Here is a 23,563-nt window from a genome sequence, read left to right on the forward strand (position 1 = left end):
GTTCGCCGTATCATTGCTGCTCAACTCACGGGGTGCTCTAGGTTGCTGTACGTCAGTCCTGCGGTCCGTCATTACCCGCCATCCCGCCACACCCGACAGTGGGCGGTCGAAGATATCCTGCAGCGGCGCCGATTCCTCGTTCCCAACGACACGGCCGCCGCTTTGCTGCTCGCGCATTCGCCGATTTCCCGCGACGATTTGATCAGCGGGCTCGTCTCCCGGGGAGTGAGCGCAGATCGGGCGTCGGCGATCATCGCCACGCTGGAGCGCCGGCTGCTGCTGCTCGGCCCGCAGACGCCGGCCGAGCACCTGGAAAAGATCGCCTGGTTGCGCGAGACGCGGGCCGTGTGGAGCGAGTTCGGCTGGCCCGAGGCGGCCGAATACCACCTCACGACCTACGATTATCACGGCCTGGACTACGCGGCCGACGGGTTCGACATCGACACCGACTGGATGCGGCGGTATGCCGCCGAGGAGCCGGACGACAATCGGGTGCTGACATTCCCGCACGCCGCCCGCCGGCTGCGGCTGCCGCCACCGCACGAGGTCGCTGCGGACTGGCAGCTCGCCGACGCGGCCCGGGAGCCGGAGCGGCCCCGCCGCATTGGCCGTGACGAGCTGCTGCAGCTCCTGTCGCTCGCGTTCGGGGTGATCGACACCATCACACCGAAGCGGTGGACCGGCGCCCCGCTGCTGCGCCGGACGAGCCCGTCCGGCGGCGCCCGCCACCCCACCGAGGCGTTCGTCGCTGTGCTCGACGTGCCCGGCCTGGAAGAGGGCTGGTGGCACGTGCACAGCGTCGGGCCCGAGCTGGAACTGCTCGACGAGAAGCACTTCGGCGAGCTGGAGCTCGGCACGCTCTTCCCGTTGAGCTACAGCCGGGTGCCTATCGCTACCCAGGTCGTCGTCGTGCTCACATGCGCGTTCGAGCGGAACATGTACCGCTACCGGGAACCCCGCACATTCCGCACCGTGCACATGGACGCGGGGCACCTGGCGCGCACCGTGGAGATGACCGCGCACGCGATGGGTGTCGGCGCCCGGGTGGCGTACCCCGACGGCGAGCAGGACATCGAGGCGCAACTCGGCCTCGACCCGCTCACCCATGGCTTCATGCTCAGCATCGCGATTGGCGGCGCCAGGCAGATGGAAGGAGCCGGTCGATGACCTCCGTGACCACACCGGCCACGACGAAAGCCGTCTGGGCCGACCTGCTGTCGATCCGGCCGGAGGCTGGGCCGGGAGATCGGCTGCTCATCAGCGACCCCCGGACCAGACGGCGCTCGTTCGTCGACGCCGAGACGCTCGCCGATCTGCTGCTGGCGGAGGAGACCGGCACCGCCGCCCCCGTGGCGGCCGGGCGGCTGCGCGACGCGCTGACGCAGCGAGGCTGGCTCGGCACCGCCGACCAGGGCGAGACCAGCACCGAGCGCAAGTGGCTGGACCGGCAGTGGCACCCCTCGCTCGAGTACTATCTGTGGTCGCGGCGGCCGGACTTCGCCGACACGTTCGACGCCGACGGCAGCGTGCGCACCGGGCTCGTCGAGGGCTACCTGAGCGACGGTCCTCCGGACTCATTCGCGGAACAGCCGCGTGGCGACGTGACTTTGCCGGCCCCGCGCGCCCTCCCGGCCGGCCTGCCGCTGACCTCGGTGCTGCTCGCCCGGCGCAGCACCCGCTCGTTCACCGCGGCCCCGACGACGGTGCAGGACCTCTCCGACATTCTCTGGCACGCCTTCGACGACGTGCGGCGTGTCCGCGCGATACCCGTCACCGGCCCGCTGGACTACTTCCGCAGCCACGGCTCGGCGTTCGACTTCTACACGGTCGTCTACGGCGTCGGCGACATTCCCCCGGGTGTGTACCGCTACCATCTCGCCGCGCACCAGTTGGATCTCGTGACACCCGGCGAACACCGCGAGGAGATGGTCCAGACGATCCTGGGAATGCGCGGACCCTATACGGCCGCATGCACGGTTTCGATAATCGTTGACTTCCCGCGGTACCAGTGGCGCTATCGGCACGAACGGGCCTTGCGTCATCTGTACATGGCCGCGGGCCGGCTCGGGCAGCGGCTGATCATCGTCGGTGAGAGCCTCGGACTGGGAACGTTGCCGACGCCGGCCACCCGCGACCGGCGCTTCGCCGCATTGCACCGCCTCGACGAGCGACGCCAGGCCCCGATGTACACATTCACGATGGGGCGGGTCCAGGACCGGCGCCGGCCGGCCACGTCCGGGCCGGCGGGGCCGGTGTCGAGTGACAGGAGCGTTTGACGTGGAGACCGTGCTGCGCCTGCAGTCGAGCTATGCCGTCACCCACCGCGCCGACGGCGTCGTGCTGGCCTCGCTGGAACGCGACGACCGGTTCGTGCTGAAAGGCGCCGGGCCCCAGGTCGCCGAGGCGTTGCGCCGACTGGCCAAGGGGGTCACGGCGGAGCAGTCCGAGGCCGAGCTCGCCGAGGCCGCCGGGCTCGATCCGGCTTACGCGGGCCGGCTGCTCACGGCGCTCGACCGCCGGGGCGTGCTGGTGCGCCGGCCGCGCGACCAGGACCTCAGTGCGCTGCCCGGCACCGACCTCTACGACCGGCAGGTCCGGTTCTTCGGCTTCTACGAGACCCAGCAGCGCTCCGGCCCGGATCTCAACGACCGGCTCCAGCAGCGCAGCGTGCTCGTTGTGGGCGTGGGTGGGCTCGGCGGCTGGCTGGCGCTGATGCTGGCGCGCCTCGGGGTCCGTCGTATCATCGCGGTCGACCACGACCGGGTGGAGCTGTCGAACCTGCACCGGCAGATCCTCTACGGCCGCACCGACATCGGTGTGCCGAAGGTGGAGGCGGCCCGTGGGCGGTTGTGCGAGGTCGACGACGACATCCGCTATGAGCCGCACGAGCTCGAGGTGACCGACCCGGCCGACCTGGCGCCGTTGCTGGACGGCGTGGACCTCGTGATCAACCCCTTCGGCTTTCTGCCCGACCTCGTGCGCACGGCATACGCGGTCGGAACGGCGGCGCTGCATGCCGGCACCCCGTGCCTGCACATGCCCGGTCCGCAGATCGTCGGGCCCATCACGATCCCAGGCCGCACCGCGTGCCTCGCGTGTGTCGAGCGCGTCTTCGAGGCCGAGCTCGGCCTGGGTGCCGCCCTGTCGACGTGGAAAGCGTCTTCGAGCGAGGGCCAGACTTTCATGGCCGCGCTCGCCCCTCGGCAGGCGATCAGCGGAGGCCTGGCCGTCTGGGAGGCCACGCGTTTCCTAGCCGAGTTCGAGCCGAGCCCACTGCTGGAGCATGCGATTAGCATCGATATCAATGCATACGAGGCGCACCGTAAGATCAAGGTCGAACGGGACGTGGCCTGCCCGAGCTGCGGCGATGGGATGCTGACGGGGGCATGAGCAACGCCGGATCCTTCACCCGGCTGCCAGCGGCGGCCCGCCTGCTGGCTCTCGGTTCGCTGTTGTACTGGACAGCGCTCAGTGGTGTATGGGCGCTCGTCGGTGTCTGGGGCACCCGCTATCTCGGTCTGCCTTCGTCAGTCGTGGGGGCCGGGCTGGCCGTGTCGGCCGTGATTGCTGCGGTCGTGGCAATCGGCGGCGGCGCGCTCGTCGACCGCCTCGATCGACGGCTCGTGCTGGCCGGGCTGCGGGCCTGGCTTGCCGCGGGCTGTCTGGTGCTCGCCCTTGCCGTGGCCGTACTGCCCGGCGCCGCGGCCTTCTGGCTGCTGTGCGCGATCCTCGCCGGTAACGGCCTCGGTCAGGCCGTCGAGCAGAGCCTGGTCGCGGCGTACGTCCCCGAGGAGCAGTGGAGCGGCGCCTACGCGTTGATGAGCGCGGCTCAATACGCGGGCGGCTTCGCCGGTGCCCTGGGCGGCGCGCTGCTACTGTCCTGGAGCCGCATTGGCTGGCTGGTCGTCGCGGCCGTGGTCGCGGCGTCCGCGGCGGCAGTCGGGGCACTTCTGCCGAGGATCGTCGTGGCGGCCGATGCCCGCCCCGGCCTGCCGACCGCGCTGAAAGTGCTCGGCGACCGCCGGTTCCTCGGGTTCTGGCTACTCGGCTGCGTGTCGGTGACGCTGTACTTCGCGTTCGAGGTGGTGGCGCCGGTGACCCTGGTCAGCGGGCACGGGCTGGCGCCGTGGAGCTGGGGCGTGCTCATCGGCACCGTCCCGGTCCTGCTGATCGGCGCGGAGCTGCTGATCGCCCGGGTCGGCGGGCGATGGCCGTGGCGGTGGGCCCTGGCGGGCTCGCTCCTGGTGCTCGCCATACCGTTCGCGCTGCTGTCGATGCGGCCCACGGCGGTGACGCTGGTGGTGATCGGTCTGACGTTCGTAGCGGGGGAGGCACTGTGGGGCCCGTTCGCCCAGACGGCGCTGGCCGAGATGGCTGGCGGCGCTACCAGTGCCTTCGCCGCGTACCGCCTGACCTTCTCCATCGGGCTCGTCGTGGCGCCGGCAGCTGGGCTGGCGCTGCGCGACGCGATCGGTGATCGCGCGCTCTGGCTGGCCCTTGCCGGGCTGTCGGCCGTGGCGGGTGTCGTGACCGCACTCGCCTACCGGCGGACCGGCGCCGAGCGGAAGGCGGCCGACCAAGAGGGGGCAGGCGCCTTCCCGGTGTCATCGTGACCACCGAGGCAACGTGGCTCGAGGCCGAGTACACGAGCCTCGTCGCGCGGCTGCGCGCCATCGGCGAGCTCAGGATGGTGGGCGCGGCCGGCGGGGAGCCGGTGCTGCTGCGCCAGTCGGCCGGCGCATCCGTCCCCGTCCTGGTCCTGCCGGGCGGCGACGTGATCGAGCCCGGTCGGCTGCGGTCCGACCCGGCCGCGCGGTTCGACCTCGTGGTGGCGGCACCGGATCGGCGGCTGTTCGCCGCGACCGTGTCCGCCGGTGGATCGGAGCGCGCCCGCCTCGTCGTGTTCGACCGGGACGGCCGGCTCATCCGGGACGTCGGCGACGTGTCGTGGCACTCGCCGGTGGGATGGCGGCCCGACGGCTCGGGCGTACTGTACTTTCCGGCCGACGCCGCTGATCCGTTCCGACGGGTGCTCTCGTGCGTGGCGCTCGACGGTGGGCCGGTGCCGCTGCGTGACCTGGGCCGGGCGGCGCAGGTCACGATGAGCGTCGGGCGCAATCCACTCGTTGTGGCGCTCGGGGTGGCCCGGCAGGCCGCGGCCACCGACCGGGTGGTGGCGGTCTCGCTGGACGACGAGTGCTCTCAGGTCCTGGCCGAGCACGTGCTGCCCACCGGCGGTGTCCGCGTGACCGCCAAGGCGATGACCGGCGGCCTCGGCATCACGCTCGTCCACCACCCGGACCGTCCGTGCTCGGCATACCTCGTCGACCTGCGTGCCGCGGCCGGTGTCACCGACGGCCGGCCGCTGTTCCAGGGATCCGACGAGACCCGGCTGACCGACGCCTGTTTCGTGCCGGGCGTCGACGGCGGCTCGTTCGCTTTCGTTCAGCGTGGCGTAGGCGGCGACGAACTGTACGGCGTTCCCGCCGCCGGCGGTCCCGCCTGGCCCGTCGCCGGCGTCGGCCGCGGCACGCTCATCGCCCCGGTCGCGACCGGCCGGCCGGACGAGCTGCTGGTGGCCTACGAGGACTTCGGCACACCGACGCGGGTGTATCGGCAGCATCTGCGGTCCGGGGCGTCCGAACCGGCCGCGCGGCTCGACGAGCGCGGTGTACCGGACGTTCGCCACCGACTGCTGCGTGTTCCAGCCGGTGACGGCGAATGGATCCCGGTGCATGAGCTGACACCAGCCGGCGATGCCACGGATCCGGACGGGCCAGTCCTCGTCTCGATGTACGGCGGGTTCGGCGTGGCGGAGACCCCGCGCTGCGCCGCGACCAATCTGGCCTGGATCGCTCGGGGTCACCGCTGTGTGCTGGTGTGTCCGCGGGGCGGCTCCGAACGCGGCCCAGGCTGGCACGAGGCCGGGCGGGGCCGGCGCAAGGGCCGCGGCCTCACCGACCTGGTCGAGGCGATCGGGCATCTGCAGGACACGGGGCGGCTCTGCGCCGCCACGACGGTGGCGTTCGGCGCCAGCCACGGAGGGACACTGCTCGCCTCCGCCGTGCTGAGCGCACCCGACCGCTTCCGGGCCGCGGCGATCGTGGCCGCACCCCTGGACCTGCTGCGTCTGGACACCCACGTGATGGGCCGGCTCTGGCGGCACGAGTTCGGCGACTCCGCCGACCCGGACGACGCGGCCGCACTCCGGGCGGTCTCCCCCCTGTCGCTGGTTCGGCCGGGCGGCCGCTACCCCGACCTGCTGCTGCTCGCGTCAAGCAGCGATGAGCGCGTCCCTGTCGCGCAGAGCCGTGACTTCGCCGACGCGGTCCGGGCCGCTCATCCGGACAACCGCGTGACGCTGCGGGACCCGCAGACCGCGCACGTGCCGCGGACGGCCGACACGCAGCTGCGCATGACGGTCGAGGTGCTTGCATTCCTGGAGGCGGCTACCGGCCGGAAGTGACAGCGGGCTCGGCCCGGACCGGCAGGAGCGCCGGTCCGCGCAGGTAGCGCGTATCCAGCCAGCGGACGTCGGCCGGGTCGGCCGTCACCCGGGAGAATCGATCGGCCAGGGCCTGGAAGGCCACCAGCGCCTCGAGCCGGGCCAATCCGGTCCCGACGCAGTGGTGATCACCCGTGCCGAAGGCCAGATGCCGGTTGGGCCGGCGGTCCAGGATCAGCCGATCCGGTACCGAAAACGCCCGCGGGTCCCGGTTCGCCGCGCCGAGGGCCAGCAACACCAGCTCGCCCGCCGGAATCGTCACGCCGCCGATCGCGACCGGGGCGTAGGTCGCGCGCAGCACGATGCAGGCCGGCCCGTCGTACCGCAGGATCTCCTCGACCGCCGACGGCATGACGTCCGGCCGCCTGCGCAGCAGGTCCGCCTGCTCGGGTGCGGCGGACAGGGCGACGAGACCGTTGGCGAGCAGGCAGGCGGTCGTGTCATTGCCCGACAGGAACAACAGGACGATCGAGGCGAGCAGCTGCTCGGCGCTCAGCAGCTCGCGGCCGCCGTCGATCAGCCCGGCGAGCACGTCGTCCACGGCTCCACCGCGGCGCACGGCCACCTCCTCCGCCAGGCAGGCCGCCATCGAGTCGAGGGCGGCGTCGCCCGCTCGCTGCGCCGCGGCCGACGCACCCGGCTCCAGGACCTCGCCGATCGCCTCCGACCAGGCGAGGAGCCGGTCCGGGCCGAGGTGGGTCAGGCCGAGGACCCGGGCGATCGCGAAGACCGGGAACGGCCGGGCGAACTGCCGCATGAACTCGAAGGTTCCGGTGGCCGGTACGGTAGCGAGCAGGTCGTCGGCCGCGCGGCGCAAAGGCTCCTCGAGGGCGGCCACGGAGCCGGGGCGGAACGCGGGCGCGACCAACCGGCGCCACCGGTGGTGCACTCCGGGCAGCCGGCACTCGATCCAGCGCTCGACGTACTGCCCGATCCGGCTGCCGGGACCCTCGATCGGCTCGTCCGCGTGGTCGCGGAGCCGACGCAGGTCTTTGCCGAGTGACCGGTCGCGGAGGAGGCGCTGCACCTCTGCGTACGTCACCACGATCCAGGCCCCCGAAGCGTCGCGGTGCACAGGTCCCTGCCGTTGCAACTCGGCCCAGTGGGGAAACGGGTTGGACCGGAACGACTCGTGCGCGAAGTCGATTGTGGACACGGCCATCAGCGCTCCCCAGTAGGCCGGGCCCGGCCGGTCAGTGCCCGGGCCAGCAGCGCGGCCGGGACCAGGGACGACAGGGCCACGAGTGCGGCGGCGGTGAAGACGGCCCGCGGCGACAGATCGGCGAGCAGGAGCCCGGCGAGCTGCGAGCCGGCCGCGGTCGCCAGCACGTTGAGCGTGGCGACCCAGCTGAAGCCCTCGGCGAGCCCGTCCGCGGCGACGAGGTCGCGGACAAGGAGGTACTCCACCGTGGTCACCGGCGCGATGACCGTTCCGCCGACGGCCAGCGCGAGCCCCAGTGACCACGGGTCGCCGGCCAGGATCGGCAGCGCGGTGCCGGCCGCGAAGAGCCCCATCAGGATCAGGAATTGCCGCCCGGCCAGGCGGCTGCGGTCTCGTCGCCCGTACCAGACGCCGCCCAGAATGCTGCCGGCGCACCAGACGGCGAAGAGGACTCCCGCGAGCACCGGACCGCCACGCCGGTCGGCGAAGACGGGAATGGCGATGTTGACCATGCCGATCGCCATGGCACCGGGTGCAAGCGCCGCGAGGAGCAATCGAAACGGCCGCGAGCGCATCGGGCCGCTGCGCGGCGCCCGGCCGGCGCCGGGCGCCGCGCCGGACCAGGTGCGTGAGACCTTCGTCGTCGCGAGCCCCACTGCGCCGGCGCCCACCACCACCGCGCCGACACTCAGAGCCACTGCCGGTGTGGCAACGAGCAGTCCGAGGCTGAGCAGCAGCGGTCCGGAGACGGAGAAGAACTCCGCCAGGATGGCCTCCAGCCCGAACGCCCGTAGCCGCGCCTCGCCGTCGGCGACCACGCTGCCCCACAGCGCCCGGATCGCAGGGCTTACCGGCGGGCGGCTCCCACCGGCGGCGAAGATCAGCGGCAAGGCCCACGGGCCCAGCCGATCGAAGGTCGACACGAACACGACTACGAGAACCGGGAACACCACGCCCGTGACGAGCAGCACGGCCGTCTGGCCGGTCCGGTCGATCAGGCGGCCGACCGGCAGGCCGACGACGGCCACTCCGGCCGTGAACACCCCGACGACGGTCCCGGCCTGCTGGTACGTGCCGTCTCGCAGCACGAACAGGGTCAACCCGAGCGAGATCAGCATCAGCGGCAACCGGCTGACCACACTCCAGACGAATGCCGCCCGGACCTCGCGGGTGCCGACCGCGGCCGCATATCGGCGCACGATCCCGGCCGGCACTGTCGTGGTGGCTTCGGCCGCCATTCAGCACCATTCCGGGCCGGCCGCGGCGATAGCGTCCAGCGCCGCCTCGAGCGACGGGCGGGAACAGGCGAACGACATCCGCACCCTGGTGCGTGACCGCTCACCGAACGGCGTGCCGTCGGCCAGATCGACCCGGGCCGTCCTCAGCAGCGCACCGTGCACGTCGCCCGTCTCAGCCAATGTACCGCGGGCGGTCAGCCAGGCCATATAAGTCCCCTCCGGTGGGTGGCCGTGCAGATGCGGGACCCGGTCCCGCAGGGCTTCGAAGAGCAGGTCCCGGTGGGTCTGCAGGGTCGACCGGGTCCGGTCCAGCCAGTCCGCACCGCCGTCCCACGCGGCCGCGCTGGCCACCGCCCCGGCGACCGACGTGGTGCCGGTCAAGGCCGGCGACACCTGCCCCAGCCGGTGGGCGAGCGGCTCCGATCCGGCGATCGCCGCCGCGCATTTCACTCCCGCGACGTTGAACGTCTTGCTGGCCGACATGACCGTTACGGTGCGGGCGCGCACGGTGGCGCCGACGGCCTGCGCGAACGGAACGTGCCGGGCCTCCGTGTAGACAATGTCGGCGAAAACTTCGTCAGACAGGACGTGGACCGGCGCATCTGCGATCAGCGCGGCGATCGCTCGGTGCTCTTCGGGCCGGAACACCCGCCCGGTCGGGTTGTGCGGCGAGTTCAGGATCAGCAGGCCCGGTCGCTCCCGTTCGAGCAGCGTGGCCAGTGCCGTGAGGTCCGCCTGATAGCGGCCGGTCGGGTCGGGGCGCAGAGGCCAGAGCACGAGGCGCCGGCCGAGCTCCGGTACCAGCCGCAGCATCGGTGGGTACGCCGGTGACGGCACGACGACCGCATCGGTGGGTTCGGTCAGCGCGAGCACCGTGCACGCGGTGGCGTGCAGCACTCCGGAATACCAGCGGTACTGCCAGGTCTCGGTCGGCCATCCGTAGCGGCGCCGGGCCCATTGCCGGTGGCTCTCGGTGGCGAATTCGAACCCTGCGGCGTAGCTGAGGTTGCCGCCGGTCGCGTACTCCACGAGAGCCGCGGTGATGCAGGCGGCCGGCGCGAACGTCATCTCGGCCAGCCACAGCGGGGTGGCTCCCGGCGCGGTCGCGGTGGCGGACAGCGCGTGGAGGTCCGGCCGGAATGTCGGCACCGTCGCCCTACCACTGCTCGAAGCGGCCGATGAATGCGCTCGGATAGCTCCGCACAGGCTCGGACACCTTGTCGAGCCGTTCGATCTCGTCCCGAGTCAGCCGCAGGCGCGCGGCCGCCAGGTTGTCCTGCAGCTGCGCCTCGGTGCGGGCACCGATGATGACGCTCGTCACCGTCCGCTTCGCCAGCAGCCAGGCCAGCGCGACCGCGCTCACGGGCGCCGCGTGGTCCGCCGCGATCTGCCGGACGTCGGCCAGTACGCTCCAGTTGCGGTCGGTGTCATACCGACCGAACTCGTCGGGCCACTGCGCCAGCCGGCTGCCCGCGGCGGGCTCGTGCCCCCGCTCGTACTTGCCGCTGAGGAAGCCGCGGCCCAGCGGGCTGTACACCACGACCCCGAGGCCGAAGTGCCCGGCCGCCGGGACGAGCTCCTGCTCGGCGTCGCGGTCCACGAGGGACCACGGGATCTGCAGCGCGACGGGCGCCTCAAGCCGGTGCAGCTCGGCTCGCAGTACCGCCTCGGAGACCCGATACCCCATGAAGTTGGACAACCCCAGATACCGGACCTTTCCCTGCTGGATCAATGCCTCGGTAGCGGACAGCGTCTCCTGGATGGGTACGGTCCGGTCCTGCATGTGCAGCCACAGCACGTCGATACGGTCCGTGTCGAGACGGCGCAGGGAACCTTCGACGGCGCGGATCACAGCGCTGCGGGACAGGCCGTAGGTCGACGCGGGCGGCATCCGGCCCGCTGCCGCCGACGCGATCGGGAACCGGACCTTCGTGGCGATCACCACGTCGTCGCGGTGCCGGCCGAGCAGCCGCCCGAGCAGCTCCTCGCTCTCGCCGTAGACGTTGGCGGTGTCGAATGAGTCGATGCCGGCGTCGAGGGCCAGGGCGACGATGCGGGTCACGTCCGATGCGTCGGTGCCGATCGAACCGAACGGCCCGCCGCGCCCGAATGTCATGCCGCCGAGGCTTACCGCGCTCAGCTGCAGCCCCGACCGGCCCGCGGCTCGGCGCGGGATCATCCGGCCGACTCCTGCTTCTCGACGAAGAATCCGTCGATGCACAGCACCGGGACCGGAGAGTCAGCGAACGCCCGAACGGCATCCTCCGGCGTCTCGACGATTGGCTCGCCGCGCAGGTTGAAGGAGGTGTTGACGACCATCGGCACCCCCGTGAGCGCATGGAAGCGCTGGAGCATCGCGTGTACCACCGGATTGTCGGCTGCTGTCAGGGTCTGCACCCGGGCCGTTCCGTCGGCGTGCACGACGGCCGGTGCCAGCTGCCGGGTGCGCGGCCGGGCCGTGGGAGTGAAGAGCATGAACGGTGAGCGGCCGCAGTCGAACCATCCGGCTGCCTCTTCCTCCAGCACGATCGGGGCGAGCGGCCGGAACGGCTCGCGGGACTTCACCGACGCGTTGATGCGATCGCGGGTGCCGGTCGAGCGCGGGTCGGCGAACAGGCTGCGGTGTCCCAGGGCTCGGGGTCCGAACTCGGAGCCCTCCTGAAACCACATGACGAGGCCGCCGCTGGCGATGCGATGCGCGGCCTGTTCGGCACAGCCCATCGGACCGATCTCGTCAATGCGGCAGCCGTCGGGCACCGAGCGCAGGGCGGCAAGCGTCTCCTTCCGGGCGTAGGTGCGCCCGAGGCAAGGGTCGGCCAGGCCTTCCGCGGCGCCGCCGTCGTAGATGACATGGGCGCCGAAGTAGGCGGCGCCCATCGCGATCCCATTGTCGGCGGCGGCCGGGAACACCGACACGTGGCGGAACCCGGCGGCGTCACGCACGCGCTGGTTGGCGACACAGTTCAGCGCGACACCGCCCGCCATGCACAGCGTGTCGGCGCCAGTGAGCCGGCGGGCCAGCCGTGCGTAGAAGAGCACCACCCGCTCCAGCGCGGCCTGAAAACTCGCGGCGACGTCGGCCCGGTCCGCGAAGCCATCGCGGCGCAGGTCCTGGAACGACTTCCAGATCGCCTCGTTGTCGATGGCCACCTCCTCCGCGCCGAACCGGACGTGCGCCAGGATGTCTTCCAGGTAGCGGGCCTGCCCGTAGCCGGCCAGGCCCATTGTCTTGCCCTCGTCCATGACGCCGAATCCGGACGACAGCGTGGCGATCCGATACAGAATTCCGGCGGAGTTGGCCAGATGCAGGTCGTCCTTCTTGCCGGCTTTCCGGGCGGCGAGGCGGAGTTTGGTGCCCACTCCGTGGTAGATGGAGACGGTCTCGAACTCCTCACTGGAGACGCAGTCGCCGTAGCCGTCCATCACCAGCACCGCCGCGTCCTGGGCACCCGAGCCGAAGTAGGCCGACGACGCATGGCCCAGGTGATGGTTGAGGTACACCGCCCGCTCGTACAACGGATATGCCGTATGCAGGGAGTTGCCGATCCACAGCGCGACGTCCGGCTCGGTAATGCCCGCGGCGTCCAGGCAGTAGCCGACGAGTCGATGGATGCGCCGCCCGTGGTCGTCGGCGTCGCCGGCGTCCAGGTCGAGCCGGGTGAAGACCGCCGCGTCACGGCGGTCGAGCCCACCGAAGTCCAGCGCGTAGCGCTGCCGGGTGAGCCGCTCCTCCTCGATGGCGACGATCGGCACGGTCCCACGAAACAGGCAGGCGGACCGGTCGTGCACCGAGTCGGAGAAGCCGACGATGTACGGGCCTGCGGACGTCATCGGGTGGCCGCCTCTGCCTCCATGATCAGCGAATAGGGCAGGCCCTCCGCCGTCTCCCGGTTGGCCCACGAATAGTCCAACTGGTCGTCGCCGATGAGACTCTGCCCGGGCTGACTGCGCCGCACGCTGGTGAAGCCCGCCTGGCGCAGCAGCGTGCCCAGCGTCTCCTCGTCGTAGCCGAACCGATGGCGGTCGGCGACCCAAGGGAACTCGCCCGCCCCCGCATAGTGCAGGAACGATGCGAGCGGTGTGCTGGCCGGCGGTCGCTGCCACAGGTGCGCGAAACGCTCGAAGAAGCCGTCGTGCCGCTGTACGTACGCGGTGCAGAAGGAGTGCAGGTCCGGCACGACGATGCGGAGCAGGCCTCCGTCGCGCAGCACGCGACGGCACTCCCGGAGCACTGTTTCGGCTTCTCGTGGGTACTCGACATGCTCGAGCAGATGGGCGATGTACACGGACTCGGCGATGCCGTCGTCGAACGGCAGGCCGTTGCGGACGTCGACCCGCAGATCGGCTGCCGGATCGGCCAGGTCGATGTTCGTCCAGCCCGCAAGGCGGTGGCTGCCGCAGCCGAGGTGCAGCCGCAGCGGCTCGTCGCCGTTCGCCGCCAGCTCGTCCGCCCGCGCCCGGTTGCGCGTGGCGAGCCCGCCGGCGAGCCGGCCGGTGAGGTCGGCGAGCAGGTAGCGGCAGACGTGCAGCAGCAGGACCGAGGACGCGGCCGCCTCGGGGCGCTCGCCCCGGTCGAGCGTGGCCAGCAGGGCGCGGAGCCGGCCGAGCTCGACGACGGTCGCCGCGGCCAGGTCGTCCGCGTCTTCGCGCGCGTCGTCTGCGCCCGCGGCGGGCGTGGAATCCGGCCCGGGGGCGAGGCGGCCGATGAGATCCTGTGCGGTCGGCGTGGGCAGCCGGACGACGGCCGCCTGCCCGGTGCCGAGCAGGCGGAAGACGGTGGTGCCCGCACCGCTCGCGACGACTGTCGCGCGGGGTTCGACGCGATGGTTCAGATCCCCCACGCCACCGCTCCTTCGGCGTCGCCGTAGAACTCTTTCATGTCCCTGTAGCAGTTGCTCTGGGTGGCGATGAAGGACGTCAGGCTGGCGTGGATCCGATCCTGCTCGGCCGCGGACAGCGTCGTACGCCCGGCGAAGATCGCCTCGACGATGCCGTCGTGACCGGATGCCTCGTCCTCCAGTTCGTGGCCGCGAAACGGCTGGAGCGCCGCGGCCGGCAGCAGGCGTAGCGCGATGAGCGCATCCCAGCTCGCCTTGATAGCGGTGTCAGTCTTCGGGCTCTCGTTCACGGCAGCACAGATGCCGTAGGACAGCAGGTCGGTGTCGGCCAGGGCGCGCAGGAAGTTCACGACGCCCTGAGTGCCGGGCAGCGGCCGGCACCGACGCACCAGCTCCTCGGTCAGGCCGGCCGCCAGCAGGCCGGCCCGCAGGTCTCGGCCGTGTCGCCACTCCTCGCAGAACAGGCGGGACAGGGCGTCGCGCACCTCGCTGTCCGGGGCGTGGGCTACGGCCGGGCCGATGTGGTACGGCGCCGCCGCGACGAAGTGGTAGGTCTCGACGAGGGAGCCGAGCAGCCGCCGCCGGTGCATGGTGCCGCCAAGGATGTCGGCCTCGGTGCTCATCCGGGTCCGCAGCGTCCGGCCGACCGAGACGAGATGCTGCTGGAACGCCATTGCCGGAGCCGGTTCCCGGTTGGCGTCGCGCACGACGCCGAGGGTGTACAGCGCGGTGACTGCCCGGGCGACGAAGTCCGGTGGTGCCGCAAGCGATCTCGCGACATCGGTGATGCTTTGCCGGCCGTCGCAGTGCCGGAGCACCGCGGCCATCCGGGTGGCCGTCCGGCCGGTGAACCGGTGCTCGCACCAGCCCATGTCGATCGCGGTCAGCGTCCCGTCCGTGATCGGCACCGGCACGCAGGGCAGCGGTGCCGCTCGTTCGGAGAGGAGTTGCTGGCGGGCCCCGGGCGCCCCGATTGTGGTGGTCATCGGCCGGCGCGATCGCTGAGCAGGACCGGCGGGTCGATGTTCGGGTCCAGGATCTGCAGTCCGCCGGGGCTGTAGCTGGTGATCGAGACCCGGCGGTTGGCGGGGGAGTGATTGTGTTCGGAGGCGTGCAGGATCAGGCTGTGGAAGACCAGGCAGTCGCCGGGCTCGAGCGGCACGTAGACCGCCCCCTCCTCGCACCTGGCCGGGTCTACCTGCAGCTCCCAGTTGATTTTCTCGTGGTCGACAACATGGCGATGCGATCCCGGAACAACCTGTAGACAGCCGTTCTCGGGCGTGGACCGGTCGATGGCGACCATGGCGCTCACCAGCGCCATGGGCCGGAACGGCCAGTAGACGGCGTCCTGGTGCCAGGGTTTCTCCTGGCCGACCTCGGCCGATTTGAACATGATGGCGTCGCGGTAGAGCTCGACTCGCTCTCCGAGCAGCAGATGCAGGACGTCGAGCAGCGTGGGGTGCTCGACCAGGCAGTGCGCCAGCACTGGGGAGATCTGCGCGAACCCGGTCAGCTTGCGCAGCGCCTCCTCGTTGTGCGAGGTTCGGCGGTCCTCCAGGTCGTACGAGGGGGCGAGCGGATTGCGGGTGCCGATGACCCGGACATTGGGCAGCTGCTCACGCCGCTCGGCGATGCGGTCGAGCTCGGCACTGCAGGACTCGACCTCGGCCGCGGTCAGCAACGCGGGTATCACGGTGAAGCCGTGGCGCTCGAAGTAGTGGGCGTGCCCGTCCGCCTGAACGCTGGCTTGGTCCGCCCATGTGGACGACGCTCGACGTACGCGCATGGCATCGGTAGCCAAATTGACGCGCCTCCTGTCGGGGCAATATTGCGCTGGCGCGGAACTGTCAGGACTGCGATTCCTGCTGTTTCTGGCCGTTGTTACGTTGCCGCCGTCGGCGGCAACGTAACAACAGGATCAACGGGGCGCCTCGCACCCGGCGATCGCGGCTAGAGCCGCGTCAGCGGGTCGTACGCGCAGGGTTTCGGAACGCTCACAATTTCCTCCGGCTCCGCGTCGGACCACAGGTCCTCGATGTCGGACGGTGCCGCTTCCGGAGCGTGAACGTCCAGTTCAACGGCGTCCAGGACTTCCGCCATGTTTCACCTCCCTCGTGCATCGACGTGCGCCAAAAATCGCGGGCAGTCTTGCCGGTTTCGAGTGACGGCACAGTGAATGGCCGCAGCGGGCGGCGCCGGTGCTTAGGTGGACTTCCACCGATCTCGAGTACACGGGAATAGATCAACCGCGACTCCACCCCCGTCGAGATTCGGCCTGCAACTTATAGCAACCGGTCGATCGCGCTGTCAACGATGCGGGGCAAAAGATAGCACCATTCGTCAATGTCAAATTGTCAAGCGGAATCGACATGCGGGCGCCGCGGTCTTGACGGTTCGCATAGTGGACGATTCTGTACTCAAGGGGTCAATGGTTCGGTGACCAGGTCCGCACTGTGTCGGTGACGACTCGATCGTCCAGCGCAGCAATCGGGGCCAGTGCTCGCCGTTCGGCGGCCGCGTAGTCCAGGTGACCCAATCCGCACTGATCGGCGTCGATCAGCACCGCCCACAGCGGGTGCAGCCGCGCTCCGCGAAACACCTTGGCCTGCAAGGCGTCGCAGCCGTAGTTCACGAACTTGACGCCGCGCTGGGCCGCGTACCGGATGGCCGTGTAGTAGACGAGGTTGAAGTACAGCGCCGCCTCGCGGGCAATGCTGTAGTCGAAGCCGCCGGAGCGCGCATACATGATGTCGTCCTGGATCAGGAAGTGCGCGAAGCCGACGAGCCTGCCGTCGCGGCGGGCCAGGAACACCCGGTTCATGCCGGCCGTGCTGGCCGCCTGCCGCTGGAACCGGTGCACTTCGGCGTCCGGATCGACGTGCCGGCCGTAACGGCCCAGCAGATGGGCGGAGAGCCGGCCGAGGTCGGCGTAGCAGTCGGCGAGGTCGCTCTCCTGCAGCAGGCATCCGCTGCGGTCGAAACGCTCCTGGTCGCGGCGGACAGTGGCGCGCCGCTTGCCCGGCAGGTCCGCAAGATAGGCCGGCAGACCGCCCTCGGGCACCGCGATGACAGCCTCGGCGTCCACCACGAACCGGCGGTCGCCCGGGCCCAGCAGTGGTGCGAGCAGCTCCAGCGCCCGGTCGGGGAGATACAGGATGGCGGCGATCGCGTCATGGCGGGCGCGGCGGTGGCGCAGCTGTGACAGCAGCAGAGCCACCGCGGCATCGCGCTCCGGCTCCGGCAGTGTGTCGCTGGTCAGGATCTCGCTGCGGTAGCCCTCGCGGACCCCGCCCAGGACGACGGGACGGCGTTCGCCGCGCCACTCGTCACGGAGCAGCCACTGGGGATCGTAGAACTTCGGTACGTCACCTGGGAACAGGTAGCTGGGCAGGCCGGCGACCACCGTGCCCTCCCGCCGGGCCAGGAGGTACACCACGTCGGCGTCGGTGTGCGTCTGCACGTACTGCAGCCACCGATGGCTCGAGTAGGCCGAGCTGCGGCCGGCGATCGACGTCCATGCCTCGGCGTCGACATCGGCGATGGCCGGCACGGCAACGGGCTCCAGCGGTATGGCCGTCACGCCATCAGGCCGATCTGCGCGTAGTCGTACATCTGCAGTGCCGGGTTGACGCTGACGTTGGTGAGGACCGGGCTGCGGTACAGCAGGGAGCGGGCGTGCACGATCGGCAGGAAGGCCGCCGCGGCGGTGATCCGTTCGGTGATCTCACGGTGCATCGCGGCGCGCTCGCCCGCGTCCGCAATCAACATCACCCGGTCCAGCAGCGCGTTGACGTCCGGGTCGTCGAGTTCGGAGATATTGGAGTTGCTCGTCTGCCGGATCGCGGCGCCGTGGCAGATCGCGTACAGGAATCCGAAGCCGGACGGCCAGTCCGAGCCCCAGCCGGTGATGTTGATCCCGAGGCGGTGCCGGTGCACAAAGTCAGGTGTTCCCGGATAGACGTCGATCTCGCCCGGCGGGTAGCCGAGCAGCTCGGTCTGGATGCCGACCCGCGCCAGGGAGGTCCGCAGCGCCGCGGCCGCGGCCTGTTCCTTCGGCCGGTTGTTGCGGAACGAGATCGTGGTGGCGAACCCGCCGGGGTGGCCGCCGGCCTGCAATGCGGCGGCCGCGCGTTCGAGGTCACCGCGGGGCCGGCTGAGGAACCCGTATGGGTCGTAGCCGTCCGGCGGGGCGCCTGGAACCGTCGGCGGCAGCATGGTCGGCGCGATCGCACCGCCGATCGGGCCGCCGAAGGCGTCCTGGAGTGCGAGGTGGTCGGCCGCGTAGAGCACCGCCCGCCGACAGTGGAGGTTGTCCAAGGGGGGTACGGCCGTGCTGATCGCCGCGTACCAGACAAAACCGTTGAGCGGATTGTCGGCGTTGCTCCGGCGTGCGGGCCGGTCCAGGATCGCGGCCTGGCCGCGCCGCTGCACACCGCCGCCCTCGACGGCCAGATGCACCTCCCCGGTCAGCAGCCGCCGGTCGATTGCGTCCGCGTCGACGTTCAGGTTGACGACGACCGCGTCGGCGAGTTGCCGGCGCACCGGGTCGCTCGCCGGGTCCCACGCCGCGTTGCGGACCAGCTGGAGCCGCCGGCCAGGAATGTAGGCCCGGATTCTGTACGGCCCGCTGGACAGTGGCTGCCGCCAGTACTCCGGACCGGTGTCGCACTCGGGCGGGACGGGAGCCGTCTGCGGCATGCTGACCAGGTAGTCGAACTCCGCCATCGGGCGGCGCAGACGAAACACGACTGTCGCCGGGTCGGGCGTGGCGATCCCGTCCGGCCCGGTCAGGAACGTCCGCCAATACACCGGTCCGATCGGCAGCGTGGGGGAGTAGCTCGCGCTGCGTTCGATCGCGTGCTTGATCATGTACGAGGTGATTACCGCACCGTTCTCCATCCGAAGGTTCGGCTTGAGCCGGTAGGTCCACGTCAGCCCGTCGTCGCTGACTCGGCCGAGGTCGGCGGCCAGGTCCGGTACCAGCGCCGCACCCGCAGGTCCGTCCGGCGCGGCGTAGGTGGTCAGCGTCCGGGCGTACAGCCGTGCGAAGTTCCAGGCATAGGCGACGTATGTATTGCCTGGATCGATTGAGTCCCAGTCGCCGGAGTTGTCGAGGACGAGCGTGCCGCCGCGGTGCGTGGACGGGTTGACCGTGTTGCCGATCGCGGCGTTGAACCCGGCGCCCGGCAGGTCGGCGCCCGGCCGTTCGACCGAGACGAGGTCGTCGGTCGTCGAGACATCGGCCCGGGAGATCGACCGGCTTCGCTTCATGGCTGCCAAGCCTAGGGTCCGGTCCCCGCGGTGGGCAATCAGTCGCGCAAGCAGTGCCGGGTCGCTCCCGCCGCCCGGTCCGCGGCGGCGACGGCCGCCCGCATGCGCGGTGGTACGGCAACTGCCGGTGACGATGGCATTTCGGGCAATTCGGCGAATGTGCAGCCAGGGGCATTGATGCAGGCTTTGTGCACGATGCGCACGGTGATCACTGCGAGAAATGCAGTGCCTTTCTGCACGTTCGACAAACGATTGCAGTCCCTTTTATCCGCCGGCTCGCGTCGCGTTCGTCGCTCGGGGCAACGAATTCCGCCGTGCCCGGACGGGCGGCCGGCCGTACCCATTCGGCAAACCCGGATTGCCCGAACGGTTGCCGGTCCTTGTTAACGATAAGGGCACGGCCAGCCGGACCGCGGGAGCGGCGTTGACGGATGGACATGTGCCAGCTAGCTTGATGATCTGTTTCCCGCCGCGGGCAAAATGCAATGTTCGCCGAGCGCAATGGCATCTGTCGACCCGGGAAGCGTCGCATTGTCTTGACGTGAGTCGGTCCCCGGCAGTGAGGCCGGCGTCCCGGCGTGGAGGTTCGAGGTCGGTCCATGGCCAGGCACAGACACGCGATTTCCGCACGCCCGGGCGGCGGCGGCACCATCAACGGCCGGCTCACCCGCATTCTGGCACTGCCGCTGGTGGCCGTGCTGGTGCTGCTGGGTGTCGTGGTCTTCGACGACCTCGGTGAGTTCCGCACCGCCCGGGCCACCCGCGAGGCGGTCGCCGTCGCCGTGCCGACCCGGGCCCTGGTCCAGAGCCTGCAGGACGAGCGCGGGCTGAGCAGCGCGGTGCTCGTGGGCAACCCGTCCTTCAAGGCCGACCTGCCGCCCGCCCGCCGGCAGGTGGACGCGCAGCGCGCCGACCTCGCGCGCCTGGCCGACCGGGACGTCACCGGGGCCGAGCAGCTGCGCACGGCGCTCGCCGCGCTGGCCGGTCTGGACGGCATCCGCGCTCAGGTCGACTCGGCCGCGATCGCCGGGGACGCCGCGTTCGCCTTCTACACACAGCGCATCACCGCGCTGCTGGCCGTCGACTACGGGCTGGACCGCTCGGCCGACAGCATCCTGCGGCGCGGGGCCACGGCGTGGAGCCACACCAGCCAGACCAGCGAGTCGCTCTCCCAGGAGAAGGCGTTCCTGCTCGGCATCATCACGGCCGGGTCGTTCAAGCCGGGGCAGTACGAGCAGTATGCGATCCAGCGGGCCACCTTGCGGCTCGGGGTGTCGACGGCCGTCTTCATGACCGACGAGGAGAAGGCCCAGTCCGACCGGGTCCTGGCCTCCGACGCGGCCAAGAAGACCGCCGTGATCGACCAGACCGCCGCCACCGGCGCCGACGGCCGGCAGCTGCACCTCGACCCGCAGCAGTGGTGGGCGGCCGCCTCCGGGCTGACCGCCGGCATCCTGGAGCTGGAGCGGATCATCGGTCGCGACATCCAGCAGCGGGCGCAGAGCCTGGAGAACGCCGCCTTCCGCCGCCTGGGCATCCTGCTGGGCATCGTCGGTGCGGCCGTCGTCGGCGCGGTGCTGCTGATGGTCGTGGCCGCCCGCTCGATCACCCGCCCGCTGGGGATGCTCGTCGACGAGGCCGACGCCCTGGCCACCCGGCGCCTGCCCGATGCGGTCGCCCGGGCGCAGGCCGCAGGCGAGGACGACAAGCTCGAACCCCCGCCGCCGGTACGTGTGCCACGCCGCGCCGGCCCCGAGATCCAGCTGGTGGCCGAGGCGCTCGACCGGGTCCAGGCGACCGCGTATGCCCTCGCCACCGAGCAGGCGATCATGCGCCGCACCACCACCGAGTCGCTGGCGAACCTGGGCCGGCGCAACCAGAACCTCCTGCGGCGCCAGATCGGCTTCATCACCAAGCTGGAGCGCGAGGAGAACGACCCGTCCGACCTGGCCAACCTGTTCGAGCTCGACCACCTCGCCACCCGCATGCGCCGCAACGCCGAAAGCCTGCTGGTGCTCGCCGGTGAGGAGAGCCCGCGCCCGTGGTCGGAGCCGCTGACGACGGCCGACGTGATCCGGGCGGCCGTGTCCGAGGTCGAGGACTACCGCCGGGTGTCGCTGCGGCGCATCGACGAGGCGTACGTCGCCGGGGCCCACGTGAGCGGCCTCGCGCACATGATCGCGGAGCTGGTCGAGAACGCACTGGCCTTCTCACCGCCCGACGTCGACGTCGAGATCCAGGGCCGCTACCTCGGCGACAAGTACCTCATCGCCATCAGCGACCAGGGTGTCGGCATGAAGCCCGACGACCTGGCCCGGGCCAACGGCCGGCTGCGCAGTGAGGAGAGCTTCCTGCTCGCCCCGACGCGATACCTGGGCCACTGGGTGGTGGGCAAGCTCGCCCAGCAGATGGGCGTCGACGTGCAGCTGACCCAGTCGCCGGTCGTCGGCACCACGGCCCGGGTCGTCCTGCCGCCGGCGATCCTGGTCGCCGCGGGCACCATCGAGGGCGTCACCGTCGCACCGGCCGCGCAGCCCGCGGCCACCCCGCGGTTCGCGTCTGTCGCACCGCTGGCGATCGAGCGGGCGGCGGCGCCGGCGGCCCCGAAGCCGAACGGCGGGTCGCGAGCGCCGGTCGTCGTCGAGTACGTCGCCGTCCCCACCGATGACGACCACACCGACGACGAGCGCACCGAGGGGGCCGAGGCCCCGATGAGCGCGCTGGACCGGCTGGAGCGCACCCGCAACGGGCTGGCCAAGCGCCCGGCCCGCACGAAGGCCGCGAACGTCTCGCCCGCCGCGGCCCCGGCCGAGCGGCCCGAGGTCATTGACGAGTCACCGGATGAGCTGCGCAACCGCCTGACGTCGCTGCACGCGGGGGTTCTGCGGGGGCGGGCCGAGCGGGCAACGGAGGAGACCGATGAGCGTTGACGTGCAGACCGAGGCCGGCGAGTTCAACTGGATGCTGGCGAACTTCGTCCGGGACACCGACGGCGTCCGCGACGCGGTGGCCGTCTCCTCGGACGGCCTGTTGATCGCGACCTCGGACGGCCTCGACCGGGTCGGCGCGGACCAGCTCGCCGCGATCGTGTCGAGCATGGCGAGCCTGGGCCGGAGCGCTTCGAAGCGGTACGACTTCGACGGCTTGAAACTCATCATGATCGAGATGCGGCGCGGATTCCTGCTCGTGTCGGCCATCAACGGCGGCGCGTGCCTCGGCGCGCTCGCCGAGTCCGGCTGCGACCTGGGCCTCATCGGCTACGAGATCGCGGTGCTGGCCGACCGGTTCGGCGACCTGCTGACCCCCGCCCTGATCTCCGAGTCGCGCCGCTCCCTCCCGCAGTGAGTCACCGCGATGGCTGACTCTCAGGCGTCACAGGGCTCGTCGGGCGAGGCGCGGTCGGCCGGCGGCGGCTTCGGTCCCCGGCTGCCCGACCCGCGCATGATCCCCGTCTGGGAGCCGCCGAGCGAGGCCCCGCGCCAGCCGGCCCCGCCGCCCGCCGCGGCCGCCGCCCCGGAGGAGGAGCTCGACGACGTGTTCCTGCGCCCGTTCATGCTGACCGGCGGCCGGACCCGGCCGCTGCAGGACGGGCTGCGCGTCGAGACGATCGTGTCCGCGCTCCCGGCCGCCCTGTCCGCGCCGCTGCGCTTCGAGCTGCGCCGGATCGTGGAGCTGAGCCAGACGCCGCTGTCGGTGGCCGAGATCGCGGTCCGGCTCGGCGTGCCCCTCGGCGTCACCCGCGTGCTCGTCGCCGACCTGGTGGCCGACGGATACGTCTCGTTCGCGAAGGTCGACGAACTGCCCATCGATGTGCTTGAAAGGTTGAGGGATCGTGTCCGTGCGCTCTGACAGCACCGAGCCACCGATCTCCGTGAAGATCGTCGTCAGCGGCGGCTTCGGCGTCGGCAAGACGACGTTCGTCGGCGCGATCTCCGAGATCGAGCCGCTCGTCACCGAGGCCGCGATGACCGAGGCGTCGATCGGGGTCGACGACCTCAGCGGCGTCAACGGCAAGACCACGACGACCGTCGCCCTCGACTTCGGCCGGATCACGCTCGACCGCAGCCTCCTGCTGTACCTGTTCGGCACGCCGGGCCAGGACCGCTTCTCGTTCCTCTGGGACGACCTCGTCGACGGCGCCCTCGGCGCGGTCATCCTGCTCGACACCCGCCGCATCGAGGACTGCTTCGCCGCCCTGGACTACTTCGAGGACCGCGACATCCCGCTGCTGATCGCCGTGAACAACTTCGACCGGGCCCGCCGCTTCGACCTCGACGAGGTCCGCGAGGCCCTGGGCACCCCCGAGCACATCCCGATCCTCGAGTGCGACGCCCGCGCCCGCGGCTCGGTCAAGCAGGTCCTCGTCGAGCTGGTCGAGCAGATCATCGCCAAGCGCCTGGCCCGAGCGCGGTGAACGCTGCGGGCGGCCCGGGCGGCCAGCCCTTCGCCGCCCCGCACTGTCACCTGCGGCGGCCCTGCAATCGCCTCGCCGCACCCCGCGCGGGTCCGATACCCGCGGCGGCGCAGGCCCGGTGCGCAGGCGCCGGAC

General features: G+C 71.1%; 20 protein-coding genes. 9 read left to right on the forward strand and 11 right to left on the reverse strand.

Annotated features, from left to right (window positions below; all coding sequences use genetic code 11):
• The first annotated feature begins 42 nt into the window (after positions 1 to 42).
• From Dvina_RS23830 to Dvina_RS23850, 5 genes are read left to right on the forward strand one after another with little or no spacing between them, the layout of a single operon-like run.
• The gene (locus tag Dvina_RS23830) at positions 43 to 1,167 is read left to right on the forward strand and encodes a SagB/ThcOx family dehydrogenase (RefSeq protein WP_223104679.1); all 1,125 of its coding nucleotides are present in this window, start codon (positions 43 to 45) and stop codon (positions 1,165 to 1,167) included.
• Positions 1,164 to 2,276: a SagB/ThcOx family dehydrogenase gene (locus Dvina_RS23835; RefSeq protein ID WP_223104680.1), complete on the forward strand. Its 1,113-nt coding sequence runs from the start codon at positions 1,164 to 1,166 to the stop codon at positions 2,274 to 2,276. Before Dvina_RS23830 ends, Dvina_RS23835 begins: the two co-directional genes overlap by 4 nt.
• A 1-nt stretch (position 2,277) precedes the next feature.
• Entirely contained in the window at positions 2,278 to 3,390 is a 1,113-nt protein-coding gene (locus Dvina_RS23840; protein ID WP_223104681.1) for a HesA/MoeB/ThiF family protein, read from the forward strand.
• Positions 3,387 to 4,613 carry an MFS transporter gene (locus Dvina_RS23845; RefSeq protein WP_223104682.1) on the forward strand — a complete coding sequence of 409 codons (1,227 nt, stop codon included), beginning with the start codon at positions 3,387 to 3,389 and terminating at the stop codon, positions 4,611 to 4,613. The genes Dvina_RS23840 and Dvina_RS23845 overlap by 4 nt, the downstream gene beginning before the upstream one ends.
• Positions 4,610 to 6,466 (forward strand): prolyl oligopeptidase family serine peptidase, encoded by a 1,857-nt coding sequence (locus Dvina_RS23850; protein WP_223104683.1) that lies wholly within the window; start codon positions 4,610 to 4,612, stop codon positions 6,464 to 6,466. Before Dvina_RS23845 ends, Dvina_RS23850 begins: the two co-directional genes overlap by 4 nt.
• Here the strand turns inward: Dvina_RS23850 and Dvina_RS23855 are convergent.
• From Dvina_RS23855 to Dvina_RS23905, 11 genes are all read right to left on the reverse strand, one after another.
• Positions 6,450 to 7,667, reverse strand: a complete 1,218-nt coding sequence (locus tag Dvina_RS23855; RefSeq protein WP_223104684.1) for a cytochrome P450 — start codon at positions 7,665 to 7,667, stop codon at positions 6,450 to 6,452. The two genes, Dvina_RS23850 and Dvina_RS23855, sit on opposite strands and share 17 nt — an antisense overlap.
• Positions 7,667 to 8,905, reverse strand: a complete 1,239-nt coding sequence (locus Dvina_RS23860; RefSeq protein ID WP_223104685.1) for an MFS transporter — start codon at positions 8,903 to 8,905, stop codon at positions 7,667 to 7,669. The genes Dvina_RS23855 and Dvina_RS23860 overlap by 1 nt, the downstream gene beginning before the upstream one ends.
• Complete coding sequence (locus Dvina_RS23865; protein ID WP_223104686.1) at positions 8,906 to 10,054, reverse strand: aminotransferase class I/II-fold pyridoxal phosphate-dependent enzyme; 1,149 nt, start codon at positions 10,052 to 10,054, stop codon at positions 8,906 to 8,908.
• Between the two features lie 7 nt (positions 10,055 to 10,061).
• Positions 10,062 to 11,084, reverse strand: coding sequence for an aldo/keto reductase (locus Dvina_RS23870; RefSeq protein ID WP_223104687.1), 1,023 nt, complete (start codon positions 11,082 to 11,084; stop codon positions 10,062 to 10,064).
• Positions 11,081 to 12,736 (reverse strand): carbamoyltransferase family protein, encoded by a 1,656-nt coding sequence (locus tag Dvina_RS23875; RefSeq protein WP_223104688.1) that lies wholly within the window; start codon positions 12,734 to 12,736, stop codon positions 11,081 to 11,083. The genes Dvina_RS23870 and Dvina_RS23875 overlap by 4 nt, the downstream gene beginning before the upstream one ends.
• Positions 12,733 to 13,746: a class I SAM-dependent methyltransferase gene (locus Dvina_RS23880; RefSeq protein WP_223104689.1), complete on the reverse strand. Its 1,014-nt coding sequence runs from the start codon at positions 13,744 to 13,746 to the stop codon at positions 12,733 to 12,735. The genes Dvina_RS23875 and Dvina_RS23880 overlap by 4 nt, the downstream gene beginning before the upstream one ends.
• A complete protein-coding gene (locus tag Dvina_RS23885) occupies positions 13,734 to 14,729 on the reverse strand; it encodes a TenA family protein (protein ID WP_223104690.1) in 996 nt (331 codons plus the stop codon). Before Dvina_RS23885 ends, Dvina_RS23880 begins: the two co-directional genes overlap by 13 nt.
• Positions 14,726 to 15,544: a phytanoyl-CoA dioxygenase family protein gene (locus Dvina_RS23890; RefSeq protein WP_223104691.1), complete on the reverse strand. Its 819-nt coding sequence runs from the start codon at positions 15,542 to 15,544 to the stop codon at positions 14,726 to 14,728. The genes Dvina_RS23885 and Dvina_RS23890 overlap by 4 nt, the downstream gene beginning before the upstream one ends.
• Positions 15,545 to 15,693: 149 nt before the next feature.
• The gene (locus Dvina_RS23895) at positions 15,694 to 15,843 is read right to left on the reverse strand and encodes a hypothetical protein (RefSeq protein WP_223104692.1); all 150 of its coding nucleotides are present in this window, start codon (positions 15,841 to 15,843) and stop codon (positions 15,694 to 15,696) included.
• A 325-nt stretch (positions 15,844 to 16,168) separates the two neighbouring features.
• On the reverse strand, positions 16,169 to 17,323 hold the full coding sequence (locus Dvina_RS23900; RefSeq protein WP_223104693.1) for a GNAT family N-acetyltransferase: 1,155 nt from the start codon (positions 17,321 to 17,323) through the stop codon (positions 16,169 to 16,171).
• Positions 17,320 to 19,014, reverse strand: a complete 1,695-nt coding sequence (locus Dvina_RS23905) for an ABC transporter substrate-binding protein (RefSeq protein WP_223104694.1) — start codon at positions 19,012 to 19,014, stop codon at positions 17,320 to 17,322. Before Dvina_RS23905 ends, Dvina_RS23900 begins: the two co-directional genes overlap by 4 nt.
• 599 nt (positions 19,015 to 19,613) lie before the next feature.
• On the opposite strand from Dvina_RS23905, the gene Dvina_RS23910 reads away from it, so the two are divergent.
• From Dvina_RS23910 to Dvina_RS23925, 4 genes are read left to right on the forward strand one after another with little or no spacing between them, the layout of a single operon-like run.
• Entirely contained in the window at positions 19,614 to 21,944 is a 2,331-nt protein-coding gene (locus tag Dvina_RS23910) for a sensor histidine kinase (RefSeq protein ID WP_223104695.1), read from the forward strand.
• A complete protein-coding gene (locus Dvina_RS23915; protein WP_223104696.1) occupies positions 21,934 to 22,359 on the forward strand; it encodes a roadblock/LC7 domain-containing protein in 426 nt (141 codons plus the stop codon). The genes Dvina_RS23910 and Dvina_RS23915 overlap by 11 nt, the downstream gene beginning before the upstream one ends.
• A 9-nt stretch (positions 22,360 to 22,368) precedes the next feature.
• Entirely contained in the window at positions 22,369 to 22,863 is a 495-nt protein-coding gene (locus tag Dvina_RS23920; protein WP_223104697.1) for a DUF742 domain-containing protein, read from the forward strand.
• On the forward strand, positions 22,847 to 23,428 hold the full coding sequence (locus tag Dvina_RS23925) for a GTP-binding protein (protein ID WP_246656397.1): 582 nt from the start codon (positions 22,847 to 22,849) through the stop codon (positions 23,426 to 23,428). Before Dvina_RS23920 ends, Dvina_RS23925 begins: the two co-directional genes overlap by 17 nt.
• The last annotated feature ends 135 nt before the right edge of the window (positions 23,429 to 23,563 follow it).

This window comes from Dactylosporangium vinaceum (genome assembly GCF_019904175.1).
GTDB lineage: Bacteria > Actinomycetota > Actinomycetes > Mycobacteriales > Micromonosporaceae > Dactylosporangium > Dactylosporangium vinaceum.

Excerpts from the sequence above, each read along its gene's own strand:
- Dvina_RS23835 (WP_223104680.1), top strand. The coding sequence starts at position 1,164 with ATGACCTCCGTGACCACACCGGCCACGACGAAAGCCGTCTGGGCCGAC.
- Dvina_RS23845 (WP_223104682.1), top strand. The coding sequence starts at position 3,387 with ATGAGCAACGCCGGATCCTTCACCCGGCTGCCAGCGGCGGCCCGCCTG.
- Dvina_RS23855 (WP_223104684.1), bottom strand. The coding sequence starts at position 7,667 with ATGGCCGTGTCCACAATCGACTTCGCGCACGAGTCGTTCCGGTCCAAC.
- Dvina_RS23860 (WP_223104685.1), bottom strand. The coding sequence starts at position 8,905 with ATGGCGGCCGAAGCCACCACGACAGTGCCGGCCGGGATCGTGCGCCGA.
- Dvina_RS23870 (WP_223104687.1), bottom strand. The coding sequence starts at position 11,084 with ATGATCCCGCGCCGAGCCGCGGGCCGGTCGGGGCTGCAGCTGAGCGCG.
- Dvina_RS23875 (WP_223104688.1), bottom strand. The coding sequence starts at position 12,736 with ATGACGTCCGCAGGCCCGTACATCGTCGGCTTCTCCGACTCGGTGCAC.
- Dvina_RS23885 (WP_223104690.1), bottom strand. The coding sequence starts at position 14,729 with ATGACCACCACAATCGGGGCGCCCGGGGCCCGCCAGCAACTCCTCTCC.
- Dvina_RS23895 (WP_223104692.1), bottom strand. The coding sequence starts at position 15,843 with ATGGCGGAAGTCCTGGACGCCGTTGAACTGGACGTTCACGCTCCGGAA.
- Dvina_RS23905 (WP_223104694.1), bottom strand. The coding sequence starts at position 19,014 with ATGAAGCGAAGCCGGTCGATCTCCCGGGCCGATGTCTCGACGACCGAC.
- Dvina_RS23910 (WP_223104695.1), top strand. The coding sequence starts at position 19,614 with ATGGCCAGGCACAGACACGCGATTTCCGCACGCCCGGGCGGCGGCGGC.
- Dvina_RS23915 (WP_223104696.1), top strand. The coding sequence starts at position 21,934 with ATGAGCGTTGACGTGCAGACCGAGGCCGGCGAGTTCAACTGGATGCTG.
- Dvina_RS23920 (WP_223104697.1), top strand. The coding sequence starts at position 22,369 with ATGGCTGACTCTCAGGCGTCACAGGGCTCGTCGGGCGAGGCGCGGTCG.